Source organism: Pilosibacter sp. YYHA0881, from assembly GCF_051602715.1.
Classification (GTDB): domain Bacteria; phylum Bacillota; class Clostridia; order Lachnospirales; family Lachnospiraceae; genus Alitiscatomonas; species Alitiscatomonas aceti.
The window spans coordinates 1,956,577-1,976,070 of the sequence record NZ_CP175657.1; the positions used below are offsets into that span (position 1 = coordinate 1,956,577).

Sequence of the window (19,494 nt, forward strand, 5' to 3'; positions counted from 1 at the left end):
TATGAAGCCCTGGTATCAGAAAGCAGTTTTTTATCACATCTACCCTTTGGGGCTCCTGGGAGCTCCTAAGACAAATCATGAAACCTCTGCAGCCTGTCGTTTTGATGAGCTGCTCCAATGGATCCCCCACATACGGGATCTGGGCTGCACCGCCCTTTATATCGGTCCGGTCTTTGAATCCACAGGCCACGGCTATGACACCAGGGATCTGCGCCTGGTGGACCGGAGACTGGGGACAAATGAAGATTTTACAAATTTCGTGGACCAGTGTCACGAACATGGGATCCGTGTGGCAGTTGACGCCGTGTTCAACCACACCGGACGGGAATTTCCCGCCTTCCACGATATCCAGGAAAAGAGAGAAGCCTCTCCCTATAAGGACTGGTACCGCGGAGTAAACTTCGGCTGGGGAAGCCCCATGGGCGACTCCTTCGGATACGAGGCATGGCAGGGCCACTATGAGCTCCCGTGCCTGAACCTGCAGAACCCGGCGGTCAGAGAGTATCTGATGGATACCGTAAAATTCTGGATCGATACCTTCCACATCGACGGCCTCCGCCTGGACTGCGCCAATATTTTAGATTTTGCCTTCATGAAGGAGCTGCGCAGCCGCACCGCCTCCATGAAGGAAGATTTCTGGCTCATGGGCGAGGTGATCCACGGAGAATACGGAAGATGGGTCAATGGAGAAATGCTTCACTCTGTTACCAATTATGAGCTCCATAAGGCTCTTTACTCCGGTCACAACGACCATAACTATTTTGAGATCGCCCACAATGTGAAGCGGCTGGAATCTGTGGGAAGGGCTCTGTATACCTTTACGGATAACCACGACGAGGACAGGATCGCCAGCAAGCTGCGGGAACCAGACCACCTGTTCCCCGTATACCAGCTTTTATTCACCCTTCCCGGGATCCCGTCCGTGTACTACGGAAGCGAATGGGGGATCCAGGGAGCGCGCACCCGGGAATCTGACGAGGCGCTCCGCCCAGCCCTCTCCTTAAAGGATATGGAACAGAAGACCGGCCCCATCACGGACCATATCGCCGCCCTGGCCCGGATCCACCGGGATAATCCGGAGCTCCATGACGGAACGTATAAAGAACTTCTTCTGACCAACCGCCAGTATGCGTTTGGCCGGCTGGGAGAAAATACAATGATCCTTTCGGCAGTCAACAATGACAGCCAGCCCGCAGTCCTTTCCATACCGGTCCCGTTCCCGGCGTCCCAGGCCATAAACCTTCTGGACGCGGAAGCTCCTTCTATACCGGTGGAAAACGGAAGGCTTTCTGTGACCCTTCCGCCGTCAGGCGGCGCGATCTTTAAACTTCGGGAGGCATAAGAGTATGAAAAATTCAGGAAAAAGCAGTAAAACCACAGCAAAAAAGGCCGGAAGACCGGCCGGTACCGGCTTCATTACAGAACTGGACCGCTACCTGTTCGGTCAGGGTACCCACTATAAGATCTTTGAAAAGCTGGGGGCCCATCCCCGCACCTATGGCGGAAAGCCGGGTATGTACTTTGCCGTCTGGGCGCCCCATGCGAAGTCTGTGGGCGTCGTTGGGGACTTCAATGGATGGGATCCGGAGGCGTCTCCCATGAAGCCCCTGGAGGATTCCGGCATCTACGAAGCCTTCATACCAGGCCTTGGAACTGGCGAGCTTTATAAATTTGCCATCACCACAAAGGATGACAAGATCCTTTTTAAAGCGGATCCCTATGCGTTCAGCGCCGAGTTCCGGCCAGGAACCGCCTCCATCACCACCGATATCTCCGGCTTTTCCTGGAGCGATGAGAAATGGATGGAGAAGCGGAAGCACACAGAGCCGGAAAAAGCTCCCATGGCCATTTATGAGGTCCATCTGGGCTCCTGGAGAAAGGCCAGCCGGCCGGAAAAGGATGGCTATTATACATATAAGGAGGCGGCCCACGAGCTGGCCGACTATGTGGTAAAAATGGGCTACACCCATGTGGAGCTCATGGGCATCGCGGAGCATCCCTACGACGGCTCCTGGGGCTACCAGGTGACCGGCTACTACGCTCCCACCTCCCGCTATGGAGGTCCCAAGGATTTCATGTACTTCGTCAATTATCTCCACAAAAAGGGGATCGGCGTGATCTTAGACTGGGTCCCGGCCCATTTTCCAAAAGACGCCCATGGCCTGGCGGATTTTGACGGGGAACCGCTTTATGAGTACGCAGATCCCAGAAAAGGCGAGCATCCCGACTGGGGAACAAAGGTCTTTGATTACGGGAAAAACGAGGTGAAAAACTTCCTAATCGCCAACGCCCTTTACTGGGTAGAGAATTTCCATGTGGACGGGCTCCGGGTGGACGCCGTGGCCTCCATGCTGTATCTGGACTACGGGCGCAGCGACGGGAACTGGGTCCCCAACCAGTACGGAGAAAATAAAAATCTGGAGGCCATCGAATTCTTCCGCCATTTGAACAGCGTCCTTACAGGCCATATGACCGGAGCCATCATGATCGCCGAGGAATCCACCGCATGGCCCGGCGTCACAAAGGCACCGGAGGAGGGCGGCTTGGGCTTTACCTTCAAGTGGAATATGGGATGGATGCATGACTTTCTGGAATATATGAAATTGGATCCATATTTCCGAAAATTCAACCATAACAAGATGACCTTCGGGATCACCTACGCCACCAGCGAAAACTACATCCTGACCCTGTCCCATGACGAGGTGGTCCATTTAAAATGCTCCATGATCAATAAAATGCCCGGCTTCCCGGACGATAAATTTGCGAACCTGAAGGCCGGCTATACCTTCATGATGGGCCATCCGGGCAAAAAGCTCTTATTCATGGGCCAGGATTTCGGCCAGTACCATGAGTGGGACGAAAAAACAGCCCTGGACTGGTATCTGGCAGAGGAGCCCCAGCACAGGGACCTGCTAAAATATTACAGCGACCTGCTCCATATCTACCAGAAATATCCGGCCCTTTACCGGCTGGACAGCGACTGGAACGGTTTCCAGTGGATCAACGCCAACGACGGCGACCGGAGCATCTTCAGCTTCATCCGCCGGGATGAAACGGGGAAAAAGAACCTCCTGTTCGTCATCAACTTCACTCCCATGGCCCGGGACGATTACCGGGTGGGCGTTCCCAAATCCGGAACCTATACGCTGATCCTGGACAATGAGCACGGCCTCTATAAGCGCGGGGAGCATGCCTTCTCAAAACGCTCCGTAAAATCTGAATGCGACGGCCAGCCATATTCCTTTGCCTACCCGCTGCCGGCTTATGGAACCGCTGTTTTCCGTTTTAATTAATTGACAGGAATTTTTAATACGTTCACCGCATTTTTATGTTATACTGGATGTGGTGAACGTATTTTTACCTGGATAAAACTTTCAAGGAGGGAACTTATGCAGACGATTCTTGTATGCGATGACGATAAACAGATTGTTGAAGCTATTAATATTTATCTTACGGGAGAGGGCTTTGAGGTCATCAAGGCCTATGACGGCTACGAGGCCCTGGAATACCTGGAGGACCACGAGGTGAACCTGATGATCGTGGATGTGATGATGCCGGGATTGGACGGGATCCGCACCACCTTAAAGGTGCGCGAGACCAGCAGCATCCCCATTATCATCCTGTCGGCCAAATCCGAGGATACCGATAAGATTCTGGGCTTAAACATCGGGGCGGACGATTATATCACAAAGCCCTTTAATCCCCTGGAGCTGGTGGCCCGGGTCAAATCCCAGCTCCGCCGCTACACCCAGCTTGGAAACCTGAACCAGCAGAACAGCTCCCAGGTCTATAAGTGCGGCGGTCTCATGATCAATGATGAAAATAAAGAGGTGACGGTGGACGGCGAGCCCATCAAGCTCACGCCCATTGAGTATAACATCCTGCTGCTCCTTGTAAAGAATGCCGGAAAGGTATTCTCCATTGACCAGATCTACGAAAAGATCTGGAATGAGGATGCCATCGGCGCCGACAATACCGTAGCCGTCCACATCCGCCATATCCGCGAAAAAATTGAGATCAACCCCAAGGAACCCCGCTACTTAAAGGTGGTCTGGGGCGTGGGCTATAAGATCGAGAAACAGTAAGGAGAATCCAGATGAACCAGAATACACCGAGTTTTTTTCTGAAGCGTTTTTCCGGTTTTCTGCACTTTATCTTTGCCCTGATCGCGCTCACCGGAGTCGGGTTCATGTATCTGAACAGCAACTACGGCCGCGGACTGGACTGGATCGAGGATGAGACCTTCGACCAGTCTCCGGATTTTAATAAGAAGGTGCAGGCCGACATCGCCAGTATTTTCGACTATATCCAGTACCAGGAGCTTTTTGAGACCAATGGAGAGGTGGACTACAATAAAATGGTCCTGGACGTCTCTTCCGGCCCCGGCGGAGACAAGAGCTATACCCTCAACGACATCATCCTATACGGAAAGTCCCTGGGCTATTATATGGATGAGGCCGACAACTATGCCTTAAAGGGCGGGCCCGAAAACCTCAGCGCAGAGGATGAGGAGCAGTATTATGTGCGCTGGCGCTGCTATCAGTCCGAGGAGGAGCTGACGGGACCCGACCAGTCCTTTGCCACCCTGCCGGAGCTGACCTATGAGATCCTGAAGCGGTTCTCTTCCTATTACTCCATATATTCCCGGCTCATGTCGGATTTCACCAACTTTTATTTCCGTGTGGCTTTTTATTCCAAAAATGACGCCATCTATGAAATCCACACCAATGCGCCGGAAATGACCATCGACGACATGATGGCCATGGGAAAATATATCTATTATTCCGGGGATTCCAATGACCTGGCCGTAAGGACGAACTTTAATTCCACCTTCCCCAGTGTTCCGGCCCTCATGGCCAAGGCCAATCCCTACAACAGCTCCAACAACTATGTGGTCATCGGCCTGGACACCACCTACAAGGCCCTGGACGACTATGCCCATGCATATACCCAGTACAACAGCTCCAGGAAGACCTTCGTAAACGGGCTCTACCTGGCCTCCATCGGCCTGGCCGGCTGCCTTCTGACCTTTGTTTTCCTTATGTTTGCCTCGGGCCATCCGGCTCTTGGGGACCGGTCCGTGGTCCTTTATCCCTTTGATAAGATCAAAACGGATCTGATGCTTCTGTTAATGGCCTTTGCCGCTTACATAAGCGCCGCCTTTCTGGCCCCTCTGGCATCAAAGCTCCTTCACCTTCTGGTGACGGAAGGCTACTGGGACCGCGCCAGCCGTCTCATGATGTTCGGAAGCCTGTATATGGTTGGGATCCTGACCTTTTTCAGCCTGGTCCGCCGTTATAAGGCAGAAAGCCTCTGGACCAACAGCCTCCTCCATGATCTGACGGAGACCCTTTCCGAAAGCACCTTCAAATACCGTCTGACCTTAAGCTTTGCGCTTTATCTGGCGGCCAATGTGTTTACGATCACCCTGGGGGCATTTTACCTCATCCAGAGCGATGGGAGCGGGTTTACCTCTGTTCCCTTCCTGGCCGGTCTCTCCTTCTGGGTGGTGGGCAATCTGGTCGTATTCTATTTCCTGTACCGCAACGCAGTCCAGACCGATAAGCTCCACCAGGCCATCGACAAGCTGGCTTCCGGAGAGACCAGCTACAAGGTGGACGTTTCCCAGTTTTCCAGCCTGGAGGCGCAGCTGGCTGAGGGCTTAAACCGCATCAGCGACGGTCTGGAAACGGCTCTGGCCGAGCAGGTAAAAAGCGAGCGCTTAAAGGCAGACCTGATCACCAACGTATCCCACGATATTAAGACGCCGCTGACCTCCATCATCAACTATGTAGATCTCATCAAGCGCGAAAAGCCCCAGGATCCCACGATCCAGAAATATCTTGAGGTCCTGGACCAGAAATCCCAGCGCCTTAAGACGCTGACCGAGGATCTGGTGGAGGCCTCCAGGGCCAGCTCCGGAAATATCAAGCTGGATATGGCCAATATCGACATCGTGGAGCTGGTCCAGCAGACCAATGGTGAATTTGAGGAAAAATACGCCATCCGTCATCTGGACATCGTTACGACCCTCCCCAATGAGGTGATCCTCATTGAGGCCGACGGCAGACGGCTGTGGCGCGTACTGGAAAACCTGTACAACAACGCCTTTAAATACGCCATGGAAGGCACCCGCGTCTACGTGGGCATCGAGGACCGGGATTCCGAGGTCGTATTCTCCATTAAAAACGTTTCTGCCACGCCGTTAAACATCAGCCCCGACGAGCTGACCGAGCGCTTCGTCCGCGGCGATACGTCCCGTACCACCGAGGGAAGCGGACTGGGCCTTTCCATTGCCAAGGACCTGACCCAGCTCCAGGGCGGCCGGTTCGAGATCACCATTGACGGGGATCTGTTTAAGGCAGAGCTGACATTTGCCATTAAAAACTAGCCGGATCTGTATCTGTATTTCAAAAAAAGAGCTGCTGCCAGCAGAGGATCTTCAAAATCCCCCTGCCGCAGCAGCTCTCTTCTATATTGTTCTACCGGATATCCAGAATCAGCGAAGCCAGCAGCGCGATCCGCGGAATATACTGGCTGATCCGCAGGTATTCGCTTTCGGAATGAGCCCCGTCCCCCCAGCCTCCCAGGCCGTCCAGGGTGGGGATTCCCATGGCTGACACAGCGTTTCCGTCGCTGCCTCCGCCTACGAACTGGTGGGAAAACGAAAGTCCCAGCTTCCTGCCGCATTCCTTCGCAGCCACAAACAGCTCCATGTTCCCCTGGGTCTCCTCCATGGGAAGCTTCCCTTCCACGATCTCCACCTCCCTGGACGCACCAGGAACAGATATCGGCAATTCCAGGATCTCCCGTCGGATCCTCTGGCCCTCCTCCATAGATTTATAGCGGCAGTCCACGGAAAAGCTGGCCGCAGCCGGTACCACATTGACCTTCGTTCCTCCCTGGCATATGCCCACATTGACCGTAGTGCCGGCCTCATAATCCGTCAGTGCCTGGATCTTCAGGATCTCCGCAGCCATCTCCTGGATGGCGTTGATTCCTTCCTTATGGGCATTTCCCGCATGGGAGGCCTTCCCATGGATCGTCACATTGAATTTTATATTTCCCTTTCTTCCTGTCTTAAGATCCCCGTTTCCCACACAGGGCTCGCAGACCAGGGCCGCCCGGGCGTTTTCTGCCAGTCCGCAGATAATGTCCGAGGATTCATGGCTTCCCGTCTCCTCGTCTCCATTGAAAATAAAGACCAGCTTTCTCCCCGGATCGATCCCCAGCTCCTTATAGGCTCTGGCCGTCCATATGGCCGAGATAAGACCACTTTTCATATCCGAAACACCAGGGCCATACAGCCGGTCTCCCTCTGTGCGGTACTGAATGGCGCCGATCAGATGTACGGTATCATAATGGCCAATGATCAGGAGTTTTTCCTCTCCCTGTCCGAGCTCAAACCGCACCAGATCATGTCCTCCCTCCCGCTCATAGACCAGCGGCTCCTCTCCCGTCCGCTCCCGGATCAAAGCCTCCAGGACCTTCCTGGTTTCGGCCAGAGCCTCCAGATCCGATGTGCTGGCCTCTGCCTTCACCAGCCGCTCCAGATCCCCAAAGATCTCCGCCTCGTGATCCCTGAAATACTTTAAAAGTCTCTCCTCCATATGGATCCCTCCCTATATATTTAATTTTTACGCTTTTCTCCCTGGTCTGCAGATATTACCTTCACCCGCTTCCATTTTCCCGTCAGATACCAGCCAAAGGAAATGATATAGTTGGCCGCCCAGCCCATGGGAACGGCCATCCATGCCACCTGGATCCCGTAAACAGGGGCAAACACGTTGGTGACGATGACCCGGATGGACAAATTCACCAGATTGGCCGCCGTAAATGCCGCCACATCCCCAGCTCCCCGGAGAAGACCATCGGTAGTGGCCTTAAGGCCGATGAAGGCATAGAAAAAGGAAAGAAATTTCACGTAAGAAACGCCCACAGAATAGGCAGTGCTGCCGCCGCTCTCCAAAAACATGGACACAAACGCGCCGCCGAACAGCTGGTACATGATGCACAGGCCCGCGCCCACAGTGAGCACGGTCACATAGCACATCTTATAGCCCTCCTTCACCCGGTCCAGCTTTCCAGCGCCAATATTCTGGGCCGTAAAGGTGGACATGGCATTTCCCATGGCCAGCATGGGAACGATGCTTAAGGACTCGATCCGGCTTCCTGCCGAATAGCCTGCCAGGGCCGCGGAGCCGAAGCTGTTGACCACGGACTGGACCAGAAGGATGCCCATGTGGACGATGGACTGCTGGAGCGTGGAGGGAACGGCGATCTTCACCATGGACCGCATCATCCCGAAATCATAACAGCCATATTTTTCCTCTTCCTCATACCCCTTCAGCTTCCGCATCAGAAGGAAAAAGGAGAGTACCGCCGAGACGCCCTGGGCGATCAGCGTTGCCACCGCCACTCCACGGACTCCCTGATGGAAGCAGATCACGAACACCATATCCAGCGCAATGTTTAACAGGGAGGAGAAGATCAGAAGATACAGCGGTCTTTTGGAATCTCCCAGGGAATTAAAAATGGATGCCTGGACATTGTACATGAACAAAAACGGAAGACCCAGAAAATAAATGGCCAGATACAGGGCTGCATCGGAAAAAATGTCCTCCGGCGTATTGACCCACGAAAGGATCTGATGGTTAAAAACAGCACCAACGGTCCCCAGGATCACAGAGATCACCAGGAAATTGATCATGGTCGTAAATACGGCTGTCTTCATTTTCCCTATCTTTCCCGCTCCCAGAAACTGGGAGATGATCACCGAGCTCCCGATTCCGCCGCCGATGGCAATGGCGATGAACACGTTGGTGATGGCGTAGGACGCGCCCACGGCCGCCAGGGCATTTTCCCCGACGAAGCGGCCCACGATCACCGAGTCTGTGATATTGTAAAGCTGTTGGAACAGGTTGCCGAAGATCATGGGGAGGGCAAAAAATAAAAGCGCCTTCCCTGGATGATCTGTCAGCATGTCGTATCTCTTCTTTTTTGCTGTCTGATTTGCCGGCATGGTTTTCCACTCTTTCTATCTGTTTTTTCTGGCTGATGCCAGAGCCTGGCCAGGAGCCTGACAGTTTCATTATAGCACTCTGAGCCGGATTCTTCCAAGGGTTTCCTCTCAGAAAATCCAAATGTGAAAATCCCCAGGAAGTCCGCCAGCCCCCATATTGTGAAACCAGACCGGTCATGATATAATGCGTTACAAACAGATCCGATCGCCGCCAAAATCCGGCGCTTCATTCTCCCGGAGGGATACGGATCCCCCAAGAAAGGAATTTCCTGCCAATGATCGATTTCAATGAATATAAAAAATACTTTGACGATTATGCAGCCCGCTATGATCACACAGACGGCCGTGTTGCCCTTAAGATCGTCCATACCTATGCCGTTGTCTCTGTCATGGAAAATCTGTGCCAGAAGCGCCTTCTGCCGCCCCACACCGCCGGACTGGCCCTTTTATGCGCCCTTTTTCATGATATCGGCCGGTTTGAGCAGTTAAAACAGTACGACACCTTCCTGGACCATAAAAGCGTGGACCACGCATCCTTAAGCTGCCGGGTCCTGCGGGAAAACCATGTGCTGGACCGGCTGCCTGAGACAGACAGGGAAGCCGTTCTCACTGCCATCGAAAACCATAACAAGCTGAGGATCGATCCCACCGTGACGGCCGCAGCCTCTTCCTGTCCCGATGACGCCCAGAGTTTAAGAGCGCCGGGGCCCTGCTGCTCCGCCGGAGAGGTCCTGGAGCTGTGCCGCCTCATCCGGGACGCCGATAAATGCGACATTTTCCGTGTCTTTGCCACCGACGACATGACCGATGTGGTGGGGGCCTCCGAGGAAGAGATCTCCCGGGAAACCATAACCCCAGAGGTCATGGAAGCTCTCCGGGACCATGTTTCCGTGGACCGGCGTGCCAGGAAGACCCACCTGGACCAGTGGATCGGCTTTTTATGCTTTGTATTCGACTTAAACTACCGGGAAAGCATCCAGATCGTAAAGGAGCAGGGGTATTATAGAAAGCCCTTTGAGCGGACGGATTTTAAGAACCCTGCTGCCAGAGCCCTGGTCCACGAAGCTCTGGGAACGGTGGACCTGTACATGGAGACCTTCGGACAGACCATTCCCGACGCTCTCCGGGAATTTTTCCAGGACCACCCGAAGATGGCTCTGGCGTTTTCCGGTGGGACTGACTCCGCCTATCTCCTATACGCGGCCAGGGCCTGCGACTGCCATGTCCGGGCTTATTATGCAGCTTCCCCCTTCCAGCCGGCCTTTGAACTGGAGGACGCAAAAAAACTGGCCGTTTCCCTGAAAGCCGAGATGACCATACTCCCCTTAAACGTCCTGGAGCTGTCCGCAGTCCGGGAAAACCCCTCCGACCGCTGCTATCACTGTAAAAACGCCATCTTTTCAAGGATCCTGGAGGCGGCAGAAAAAGACGGCTTCCTGGAGGTCATGGACGGTACCAACGCCTCCGACGACGCCGGAGACCGGCCCGGGATGCGGGCCCTTCGGGAGCTCCGGGTCCTTTCCCCCCTGCGGGTCTGCGGCGTCACCAAAAAGGCCCTTCGGGAATATTCCCGGAACGCGGGACTCTTTACCTGGAACAAGCCGGCCTATGCCTGCCTTGCCACCAGAGTCCCCACTGGCTGCTCCATCGACCCGGAGATCCTAAAAAAGATCGAGCGGGCAGAGACCGGCCTCACCAGGCTTGGCTTTTCTGATTTCCGCGTCCGCGTCTGGAAGGATCCCGCAGGCCAGGATTCCTGGAATGCCAGGCTCCAGCTTACGGAATCCCAGTTTTACCTTCTGGCCGGAAAACGGCTGGAGGTCCTGGAGCTTTTAAAACCAGATTTCTCCCAGGTACTCCTGGATCTTTCCGCCCGGTCTGTGACCATATAAAAAACAGATACAGCAAAGGCAGTCTGAAATCCATCAGAGCTGCCTTTTTTCTGTATCCGCCTTTTCCTCATCCGTTCCGTAGTTCTCTCCATAAAATCGGTTCAGCCAGTCCACTGCATTCCGGATCCCCTCGTTATCGAAGGAAAATTCCTGAAACGTCTTTTTTTCATCCTCTGTCACAGAAAAAATATAGGGTCCTGGCCAGGCAGCGGCCTGAAGAACGTCGCCATTCTCTCCCGCTTCCTTCCGTATCATGAAATTCATTTCTTTCTCACTTCCCGTAAACGTGGTTTTTTTCAAATATGGGATGGAGATCATCCCATCCAGATCGATCATATTCCCCGCCTCCTGTCTAAATTCATTATATCATCCTTTTTCCTTCTCCGCTATTGTAAAATCTGTGAATTCTTTATATACTTTATTTTATCAGAAAACATAAAATATAAGAAAGGAACACACAAATGAAACAATTTGTCAAAGACCTGGTCCACTCCTATGAAGAACCGTTAAAAGAGATCCGCCACCATCTCCATGAAAACCCGGAGCTTTCCTTTGAGGAATACAGGACCGCAGAATACATCCGCAAGGCCCTTGGCTCCATGGGGATTGCCCTCCAGGACGGGATCACCGGCACCAGCACGGTGGGAATCCTGAAGGGCCGGGAGGCTGGTCCCTGCATCGCCTTCCGGGCAGATATCGACGCTCTTCCTGTGGAAGAAAATAACGATCTCCCCTATAAATCCAAAACGCCCGGCATCATGCACGCCTGCGGCCATGACACCCATGCCGCCTGTCTCTTAGTATTGGCCCGGATCTTATCTGAGCATCCGGAGCTGGTAAAAGGAACTGTAAAATTCATCTTCCAGGCAGCGGAGGAAAAGCTTCCCGGCGGAGCAAAGGCCCTCTGCGCAGATCATGCCTTAGACGGCGTGGACATGGTATTCGGAATGCACAGCTCCTCCAACCATCCCCTGGGGACCATCACCTTAAGCCACAGCTCCAGCTCCGCGGCCATCGGTATTTATGAAGTGGCTATCCACGGCAAGGGAGGACACGGAAGCGCTCCCCACAACGCGAAAAACCCGGTTCCTGTGGCCTGTCTCCTGGCCTCTGCCTTAAACCAGATCCTGGCAGAAAAGAAGGCCCCCGCAGATACCGGAGTATTCACCGTCTCCTACATAAACGGCGGCCAGTACCCCAATATCATCACAGATACCGTTACCCTGGGCGGCAACATCCGTACCCAGGACAATGACCTGATCCAGCAGATCTTCGGCCACATTGATTCCATCAGCCACGGCATCTGCGAGGCCCACGGAATGACCTGCGACGTGACCACCACCCTGGGATACCCGGCCACCATCAATACGCCGGAATACGCAGATGTGATCGCAGATGCGGCAGATACCATGGGGTACACACCGGTGGAGGAATCCGGTTCCCTGGGCGGGGAGGACTTCGCCTACTTCCTGATGGAAAAGCCCGGCGCATATTTCCATGTGGGTATGGCCGATCCGGACCGTCCCATCACCTCCAGCCCCCATCACAACTGCAGCTTCCAGCTGGATGAACGCGGACTGGCCATTGCCCTGGAAATGGAGCTGGCTCTGTACTTAAAGCTCACAAAACAGGATGGGGAATAAAACGGAAGTCTGATACTTGTAATTTCTTTCAGATATGATATACTAAATATAGAAAAAGGGAAAGCCACAGAAGCGGCTTACCCCGAACAATGAATTACTACCCTAACGGGCGGCCGTCACATGTGCGAGATGTGGCGGCTACTTTTTTCCCTTAAAGACTGTATAGCACAGTCCCACAAGGGCGCATATGAATATTCCCGTCTGAATCATATCAGAATATGTAATATACATAAGCAACGCCCTCCTTTCCTCTTTGGTCCGGAGGGGTTATAGGCCCTCCGAATCATCAGAGGGTAAGCCGCCCTGGCTCTGTGGTTTCCCATATTGGTATTATATAATAGCGATATCTGGATGACAATCTTTATTTTTATCCGCGATATCTGATACTTGTAATTTCTTTCAGATATGATATACTAAATATAGAAAAAGGGAAAGCCACAGAAGCGGCTTACCCTCAGACAGTTAGCAGCTGTATCTTTCAGCCGTCAACTATTTGCGGTAGTTGGCGGCTACTTTTTTCCCTTAAAGACTGTATAGCACAGTCCCACAAGGGCGCATATGAATATTCCCGTCTGAACCATATCAGAATATGTAATATACATAAGCAACGCCCTCCTTTCCTCTTTGGTCTGGAGGGGTTATAGGCCCTCCGAATCATCAGAGGGTAAGCCGCCCTGGCTCTGTGGTTTCCCATATTGGTATTATATAATAGCGATATCTGGATGACAATCTTTATTTTTGTTTTATAATTCCCTTTCACCGCATGGCGATCCCCGCGGAGCGTTTTTTATGTCGTAGGACGGCACTTTCCTATGGCATAAAAGATGCTGCAAAGGGAATATAAAGCCTGCCCTTTGCAGCATCTTCCATTTCTTACTTCTATTTTCTTACGCCTTCCACTGCTTCTTTATCTCTTCAAATTCACCGTCCGAACAGTAAATGGTATGCCCGGGAGCGATCTCATGGTAAGAAGGCTGGTTCCCATCCCCATACCGGTGCATTTCCGGATCATAATGGATCTTCTTCCGCTTCTTTTCATTGATGGGATCCGGCTCTGGGATAGCAGAAAGCAAAGCCCGGGTGTACGGATGCATGGGATTCTTAAATAATTCGTCGGAATCCGCCATCTCCACCAGCTTTCCATAATACATCACGCCGATCCGGTCAGAAAAGTACTTGACCACCGACAGGTTATGGGCAATGAAGAGAATGGTCAGCCCCATCTCCTCCTTCAGCTTGTTTAACAGATTGATGACCTGGGCCTGGACCGAAACGTCCAGGGCCGACACAGGCTCATCGGCGATCACCATCTGGGGCTTCACGATCAGCGCCCTGGCAATGCCGATCCTCTGCCTCTGGCCGCCGGAGAATTCGTGGGGGTACCGGGAGGCATGCTCCGCCTGAAGCCCCACGTGCTCCAGCATGGCCACCACCTGCCGATGCAGCTCCTCCGGATCCTTTACCCCGCGGATCTTTAAGCCCTCGGCAATGATCTCCTGGACTGTCATTCTGGGGTTTAAAGAGGCAATGGGATCCTGGAAGATCATGGCGATGTTGTCGGTGATATACTTTCTCAGGCTCTTATCCATCTTCCCGCTGATCTCTTTTCCGTCAAAGGACACGGTCCCGCTGGTGGGATCGTACAGACGGATGATGGTGCGGCCTGTGGTGGTCTTTCCGCAGCCGGATTCCCCCACCAGCCCGAAGGTCTCTCCCCGCTCCACATAAAAGGAAACATCGTCCACCGCCTTCACCACCGAGGTTTTCCCGCGCTTTTTCGTGGTAAAGTGCATACTTAAGTGATCCACATCCAGGATATGGTCACGCTCTTTTCTGTTATCCGATTTCATATCCTGCCTCCTCCCTCATCCTGGCGATCCTGTGCTTTAAGATATCCGGCATCTCCACCTTGGGCGCGTCGGGATGAAGCAGCCAGGTGGCGGCATAATGGGTATCAGAGATCTTAAAATACGGCGGCTCCTTTTCAAAATCGATCTTCATGGCATACTTATTTCTGGCCGCAAAGGCATCTCCCTTGGGCGGATGCAGCATGTTGGGCGGCGCACCGGGGATAGCAAACAGTGTCTCCTCCGTGTGAAGGTCCGGCATAGCCGAAAGGAGCGCCCAGGTATAAGGATGGGCCGGCCGATAGAAAATATCCTCGCAGGTCCCCACTTCCACAATGCGTCCTGCATACATCACGCAGATCCGGTCCGCCATGTTGGCCACCACGCCCAGATCGTGGGTGATGAAGATCACCGAAAGATCCCTTTCCCGCTTCATATCGTTGATCAGCTCCAGGATCCTGGCCTGGATGGTCACATCCAGTGCTGTTGTCGGCTCATCACAGATCAGGATCTCCGGGTTGCTGGCCAGAGCGATGGCGATGACGATCCTCTGGCGCATACCGCCGGAAAACTGGAAAGGATAAGCGTCATACCGCTCGGCGGCGTTGGGGATCCCCACAGCCTCCATAAGCTCGATGGCCCGGGCCTTGGCTTTGGACTTTTCAATGGCCTTGCTTAAGATCAGAGCCTCGGTGATCTGCTTTCCGATCTTCATAATGGGATTTAAGGCCGAAAGCGGGTCCTGGAATACCAGGGAGATCCGTTTTCCGCGGATCTTATAAAAATCGGCCTCCTTATACTTCGCCATATCCTGGCCCTGGTACATAATAGTGCCGCTGTCGATATGGCCGTTTTTGGCCAGGATCCCTAAGATCGCCTTGGTAGTCACGGATTTTCCAGAACCGGACTCCCCCACGATGGCCAGGGTCTCGCCCTTATACAGGTCAAAATTCACATCCCGCACCGCATGCACCTTTCCTGCAAAGGCATTGAAGGATACGGAAAGATCTTTTACGCTTAAAATTGGTTCCATACTTTTCTCTCCTTTCCTTATGCGCCCCGCTGGGTCGGATCAAAGGCGTCGCGCAGGCCGTTGGATAGCATGTTGAAGGCGATCATTAACAGGGAGATCACCACCGCCGGGAAAAATACCTGGTTGGGATACTGCTGCATCACCTTCTGGCCCTGGGATAAGAGAACGCCAATGGAGCTTTCCGGAGCACGGATCCCCAGTCCAATGTAAGCTAAGAAGGACTCGGTGAAGATAGCGCCCGGAATGGCGATCATGGCCCTGGTAATGATGGGGCCGATGGAGTTGGGCAGGATATGGCGGAAGATCAGAGCCATGTCCCTGACGCCCAGGGTCCTGGCCGCCAGCACGTACTCGCTGCCCTTATAGCGGTAAAACTGAGAGCGGATCATCCTGGCCGTTCCGATCCAGTTCTGGACCACCAGGCAGAGGATGATGGAAAGGATCCCCGTACCAAAAAACAGGATGAACAGAGTCACCACCACGATTTCCGGGAACGCGCCGATGATCTCGGTGATACGCATCATGATCATATCCACCTTTCCGCCGTAATAGCCTGCGATGGAGCCGTATACAATGCCGATGCACACGTTGCAGATCACAGAAATAAAGGCGATCAGCAGGGAGACCCTGGCGCCGCGCCACATGCGCACCCAGAGATCCCGGCCCAGATAGTCGGTCCCCATCCAGAAATACGTTCCGTCCTCCACGCCGGAGTACTTATAATAATCCACCTTAATATCGCACATTTCCACGCCCTGGACCGTGCGGTGATTGATGACCTTTAAGATACTGCCCTCCGGATACCGGGAGGTATCCTCCAGAGAGTCCACCCGCCGGTTGGTGAGCCACCGGGTCCCGTCCAGGATCCCATAGTTTTCCAGCACCGGCACCTTGGGCGGAAGATTGATGCGGTTCAGATCCTGGTCGTTGTAGTCCCAGCGGCTGAGGGCCGGGGCAAACACAGCGAACAGAAGAACGATCACGATCCCTATGAAGGCGATGATGGAAACCTTACTGCGGCAGAAGCGCAGCATGGCGTCCTTAAAGAAGCCGATGGGCTTATCCTGGAACTTTTCATCAGCGATCTCGCCCTCCATCTGGACAAACTCAAAGCTTTCCGGCTCCACCTGGTATTCAGGCAAATCGGAAGAATAAAATTTTGCCATTACTTCTTCCCTCCCATCCTCACACGCGGGTCAACAATGCCGTAAGACAGATCCACGATCAGAACCGTGATCAGAGAAACCAGCGAGTAAAAAATCAGTACTGCAAGGGTCACTGTATAATCCGGCGCGTTGACGGATTTGACCATGATACCACCCATGCCGGGAATCGAAAAGATCGTCTCGATCACCAGACTTCCGCCCATGATGCTCGTGAACATGGGAACGATGATGTTCATTAACGGAAGCAGGGAATTGCGGATCCCATGGTTCAAGGTAGCCTGCCGCTCCGTAAGCCCCTTGGTCTTGGCAAGGAGCATGAAGTCCGAATTGATGGTCTCGGCCAGCTCTGCCCTCAAATACCTGGTGACGCGGGCAATGGGGCCTAAGGACAGGGCGATGATGGGAAGTGCCAGACCATGGAACCTGGCCCAGCCAGTGGATGTGGCATCGAAGATGATCGGGAACAGCCCACCCTTAAACGCCACGAAATACTGGAGCAGCGTCGCAAAGATAAACGACGGCACGGAGATAAAGATGACCACCAGAAACGAGATCAGGTAGTCGGTGATGGAGTTTTTCCGTATGGCCGCCACGATCCCCAGGCCGATTCCCAGCGGCAGGGAGATCAGCAGCGAGAAGAAATTAATATATAACGTCACCGGGATCTTGGTCTTTATAATATCCCAGACCGGCACGTTAATGTTCATCTTAAGGGATGTCCCCCAGTCTCCCTCTAAGATCAGACCCTTTAAAAACAGGCCGTACTGGACGATGATCGGCTTATCAAGGTTATATTTTGCCTCCAGGGCCGCCCTCTGCTCATGGGTCATATCCACCGCATCGTCAAAAATCCCCCCAGGCATGAGGCGGATCACCATGAATCCCACGGTCAGTATGATAAACATGGTCAGCAGCATGGCTAAAATTCGCTGGATCGTATACTTCGCCATAAGACATGTTCCTTTCCACATCAGATTAGAAAATGGGGATGCCGCAAAACAGCAGCCTTGCAGCATCCCCATCCTGGTTCCTGTCAGTTATTCTGCAAACGATCAGTCCTTTGTACTGAGAATGTATCCAAAGCCATAGCCGGGGATATATTCGTCGCATACAAGATGGATCTTAGAGCTGATCAGATTGTAGGACGGAGCCTCATAGACCGGGCAGGCCGCCACTTCATCCAGAACGATCTTTTCCATCTGTCTTGTGAGGTCCATGCGGTATGCAGGATCCAGCTTCGCTTCGATATCGTAGTTGGCCTTTTCCCAAAGGGCGTCAAATTCGTCGTTATAATATGGCTCGTTCTTATTGGAATACATGCTGCTGTAAACCTTAAGTCCGTTCCACGGAGCCGGAGTACTGGTGTTCCAGCCTCTCCACTGAAGCTCGAAGCTGTTGGGATCGCCTTCCTTCCAGCCCTTGATATAGCTGTTTAATACGGAAGTGGAGCCAGCCATCAATTCCAGAGTAAAGCTGTCGCCAAATACCTCTGGCAGAGATTTGTGCAGAAATTCAGAAGCTGCTTTATTATTGGCGCTGGTCTCGTTATACTGTAAGGTCAGGGTCAGACTTGTAAGGCCGCATTCTTCCAGGGCCTTCTCATAATATTCCTTTGCCTTTGCCGGATCGTAGCCCAGGTTGGGCTCTAAGAGAGCCTGGGACTCTTCCATATCCCGGTAAGTCTTTCCGTCTAAGCCAAGACACTTGCTGGCAACCAGATAATTGGCCGGGATCCCGTTTGTCATCTTTGCAATGCTCTCACGATCGACAGCATAGAATAAGGCCTTGCGGAAATTTAAATTTCCAAGAATTCCATTGTTATTGGTATTTCCATGGTTGATGGTAAGGGTCTGAATCGAAGTGGCCGGGGCTTTCTTGATGCTAGGATCATCGATATACTGCTCGATGGATTCCGGGCTTAAGGAAACCGCGTCCAGTTCGCCGTTTAAGTAAAGCTCCAGGGCTGTATTCCGGTCGCCCACGATCTTATAGTTGTAGCCATCCAGCTTGATCTTATCGCCCAGAACGAAATCCGGGTTCTTCTTCATATCGAACTGGGAGCCTGCGATCCACTGGTCCAGGATAAATGCGCCGCAGCTCATGTATTTTTCCCTGGTGGATCCGTAAGTGTTTGTGCTCCGGTCCTCGCTCATACATGCCTCATAAGTAGGCTCATGAACCAGGCAGGTCCATACATAGTTAAAATGTGACTTAATGTCTTCAGCCGTCACGGGAGCGTCCAGCTGGAGCTCCAGGGTATAGTCGTCGGCTTTTTTAATTCCTACGTCCTCCCAGGCAACAGTTCCGGCGTTCCCCTGGAGAGAATAATCCGATGCTTTGGTAATAGTGATATAGTCGCTGGCAAGCTGGGAGGCACGGCTGTTGACCATAATAGGATCCAGACACATCTTAAAGGAGTAGATCACATCGTCTACGTCAATGGCGTCTCCATTTTCCCACTTGGCATTTTCACGGATCTTGATATGCCATACCTTTCCTTCCTCATCCGTCTGTTCCGGCTCTTTTTCTGCCAGCTCCGGGAGGTACTCGAAACTGGTCCCCTCCGCGTTGGGATACTGGCGGTAAAGCTGGAGGGAAGTCCTGGCGATCACGTCGCCGGATACGCTCATGGTATAAATATGCGGATTGATGGTATCCACATCCGTCGTCATATAGTCATGGAAGATCTTCAGCCCGGACTCTTCCGCCGAGGCTATCTCTCCGGCCTGGCTCTCTCCGGAGGTCCCAGCTGCGGCTGTGGTAACCGGCTCATTGGAATCCCCGGGATTCTTCGGTTCGCTGCTGCACCCGGAAAGCAGGCCGGCTGCCATGGCACATGCCATCATTGCTGCTAATACTCTTTTCTTCATTCACTCATTCCTCCTTTTTTA

General features: G+C 53.0%; 14 protein-coding genes. 6 read left to right on the forward strand and 8 right to left on the reverse strand.

Annotated features, from left to right (window positions below):
* Position 1: 1 nt before the first annotated feature.
* The 4 genes from ACI6NM_RS09035 to ACI6NM_RS09050 all read left to right on the forward strand — a co-directional run bounded on the left by ACI6NM_RS09035 (position 2) and on the right by ACI6NM_RS09050 (position 6,391).
* Positions 2 to 1,342 (forward strand): alpha-amylase family glycosyl hydrolase, encoded by a 1,341-nt coding sequence (locus ACI6NM_RS09035; RefSeq protein ID WP_262427101.1) that lies wholly within the window; start codon positions 2 to 4, stop codon positions 1,340 to 1,342.
* Between the two features lie 4 nt (positions 1,343 to 1,346).
* Positions 1,347 to 3,293, forward strand: coding sequence for a 1,4-alpha-glucan branching protein GlgB (glgB, locus tag ACI6NM_RS09040; protein WP_262427100.1), 1,947 nt, complete (start codon positions 1,347 to 1,349; stop codon positions 3,291 to 3,293).
* Positions 3,294 to 3,389: 96 nt separating this feature from the next.
* A complete protein-coding gene (locus ACI6NM_RS09045) occupies positions 3,390 to 4,085 on the forward strand; it encodes a response regulator transcription factor (RefSeq protein ID WP_022274404.1) in 696 nt (231 codons plus the stop codon).
* An 11-nt stretch (positions 4,086 to 4,096) separates the two neighbouring features.
* Complete coding sequence (locus ACI6NM_RS09050) at positions 4,097 to 6,391, forward strand: sensor histidine kinase (RefSeq protein WP_262427099.1); 2,295 nt, start codon at positions 4,097 to 4,099, stop codon at positions 6,389 to 6,391.
* 91 nt (positions 6,392 to 6,482) lie between these two features.
* On the opposite strand, the gene ACI6NM_RS09055 is transcribed toward ACI6NM_RS09050, so the two are convergent.
* Together ACI6NM_RS09055 and ACI6NM_RS09060 are read right to left on the reverse strand one after the other, a co-directional pair.
* On the reverse strand, positions 6,483 to 7,610 hold the full coding sequence (locus tag ACI6NM_RS09055) for a M20/M25/M40 family metallo-hydrolase (protein ID WP_262427098.1): 1,128 nt from the start codon (positions 7,608 to 7,610) through the stop codon (positions 6,483 to 6,485).
* Positions 7,611 to 7,630: 20 nt separating this feature from the next.
* Positions 7,631 to 9,022, reverse strand: coding sequence for an MATE family efflux transporter (locus ACI6NM_RS09060; protein ID WP_252207509.1), 1,392 nt, complete (start codon positions 9,020 to 9,022; stop codon positions 7,631 to 7,633).
* A 275-nt stretch (positions 9,023 to 9,297) separates the two neighbouring features.
* On the opposite strand from ACI6NM_RS09060, the gene ACI6NM_RS09065 reads away from it, so the two are divergent.
* Complete coding sequence (locus tag ACI6NM_RS09065) at positions 9,298 to 10,914, forward strand: ATP-dependent sacrificial sulfur transferase LarE (RefSeq protein WP_262427097.1); 1,617 nt, start codon at positions 9,298 to 9,300, stop codon at positions 10,912 to 10,914.
* Between the two features lie 33 nt (positions 10,915 to 10,947).
* Here ACI6NM_RS09065 and ACI6NM_RS09070 read toward each other — a convergent pair whose 3' ends face one another.
* The gene (locus tag ACI6NM_RS09070) at positions 10,948 to 11,250 is read right to left on the reverse strand and encodes a hypothetical protein (protein WP_262427096.1); all 303 of its coding nucleotides are present in this window, start codon (positions 11,248 to 11,250) and stop codon (positions 10,948 to 10,950) included.
* 125 nt (positions 11,251 to 11,375) lie between these two features.
* On the opposite strand from ACI6NM_RS09070, the gene ACI6NM_RS09075 reads away from it, so the two are divergent.
* Positions 11,376 to 12,557 carry a M20 metallopeptidase family protein gene (locus ACI6NM_RS09075; RefSeq protein WP_262427095.1) on the forward strand — a complete coding sequence of 394 codons (1,182 nt, stop codon included), beginning with the start codon at positions 11,376 to 11,378 and terminating at the stop codon, positions 12,555 to 12,557.
* 887 nt (positions 12,558 to 13,444) lie between these two features.
* Here ACI6NM_RS09075 and ACI6NM_RS09080 read toward each other — a convergent pair.
* The 5 genes from ACI6NM_RS09080 to ACI6NM_RS09100 form a co-directional block, all read right to left on the reverse strand.
* Positions 13,445 to 14,407: an ABC transporter ATP-binding protein gene (locus ACI6NM_RS09080; RefSeq protein ID WP_215653370.1), complete on the reverse strand. Its 963-nt coding sequence runs from the start codon at positions 14,405 to 14,407 to the stop codon at positions 13,445 to 13,447.
* The gene (locus ACI6NM_RS09085) at positions 14,394 to 15,437 is read right to left on the reverse strand and encodes an ABC transporter ATP-binding protein (protein WP_022274413.1); all 1,044 of its coding nucleotides are present in this window, start codon (positions 15,435 to 15,437) and stop codon (positions 14,394 to 14,396) included. The genes ACI6NM_RS09080 and ACI6NM_RS09085 overlap by 14 nt, the downstream gene beginning before the upstream one ends.
* A 17-nt stretch (positions 15,438 to 15,454) precedes the next feature.
* Positions 15,455 to 16,603 carry an ABC transporter permease gene (locus ACI6NM_RS09090; RefSeq protein ID WP_022274414.1) on the reverse strand — a complete coding sequence of 383 codons (1,149 nt, stop codon included), beginning with the start codon at positions 16,601 to 16,603 and terminating at the stop codon, positions 15,455 to 15,457.
* Positions 16,603 to 17,553: an ABC transporter permease gene (locus ACI6NM_RS09095; protein ID WP_022274415.1), complete on the reverse strand. Its 951-nt coding sequence runs from the start codon at positions 17,551 to 17,553 to the stop codon at positions 16,603 to 16,605. The genes ACI6NM_RS09090 and ACI6NM_RS09095 overlap by 1 nt, the downstream gene beginning before the upstream one ends.
* Before the next feature lie 102 nt (positions 17,554 to 17,655).
* Entirely contained in the window at positions 17,656 to 19,473 is a 1,818-nt protein-coding gene (locus tag ACI6NM_RS09100) for an ABC transporter substrate-binding protein (protein ID WP_262427094.1), read from the reverse strand.
* Between the last annotated feature and the right edge of the window lie 21 nt (positions 19,474 to 19,494).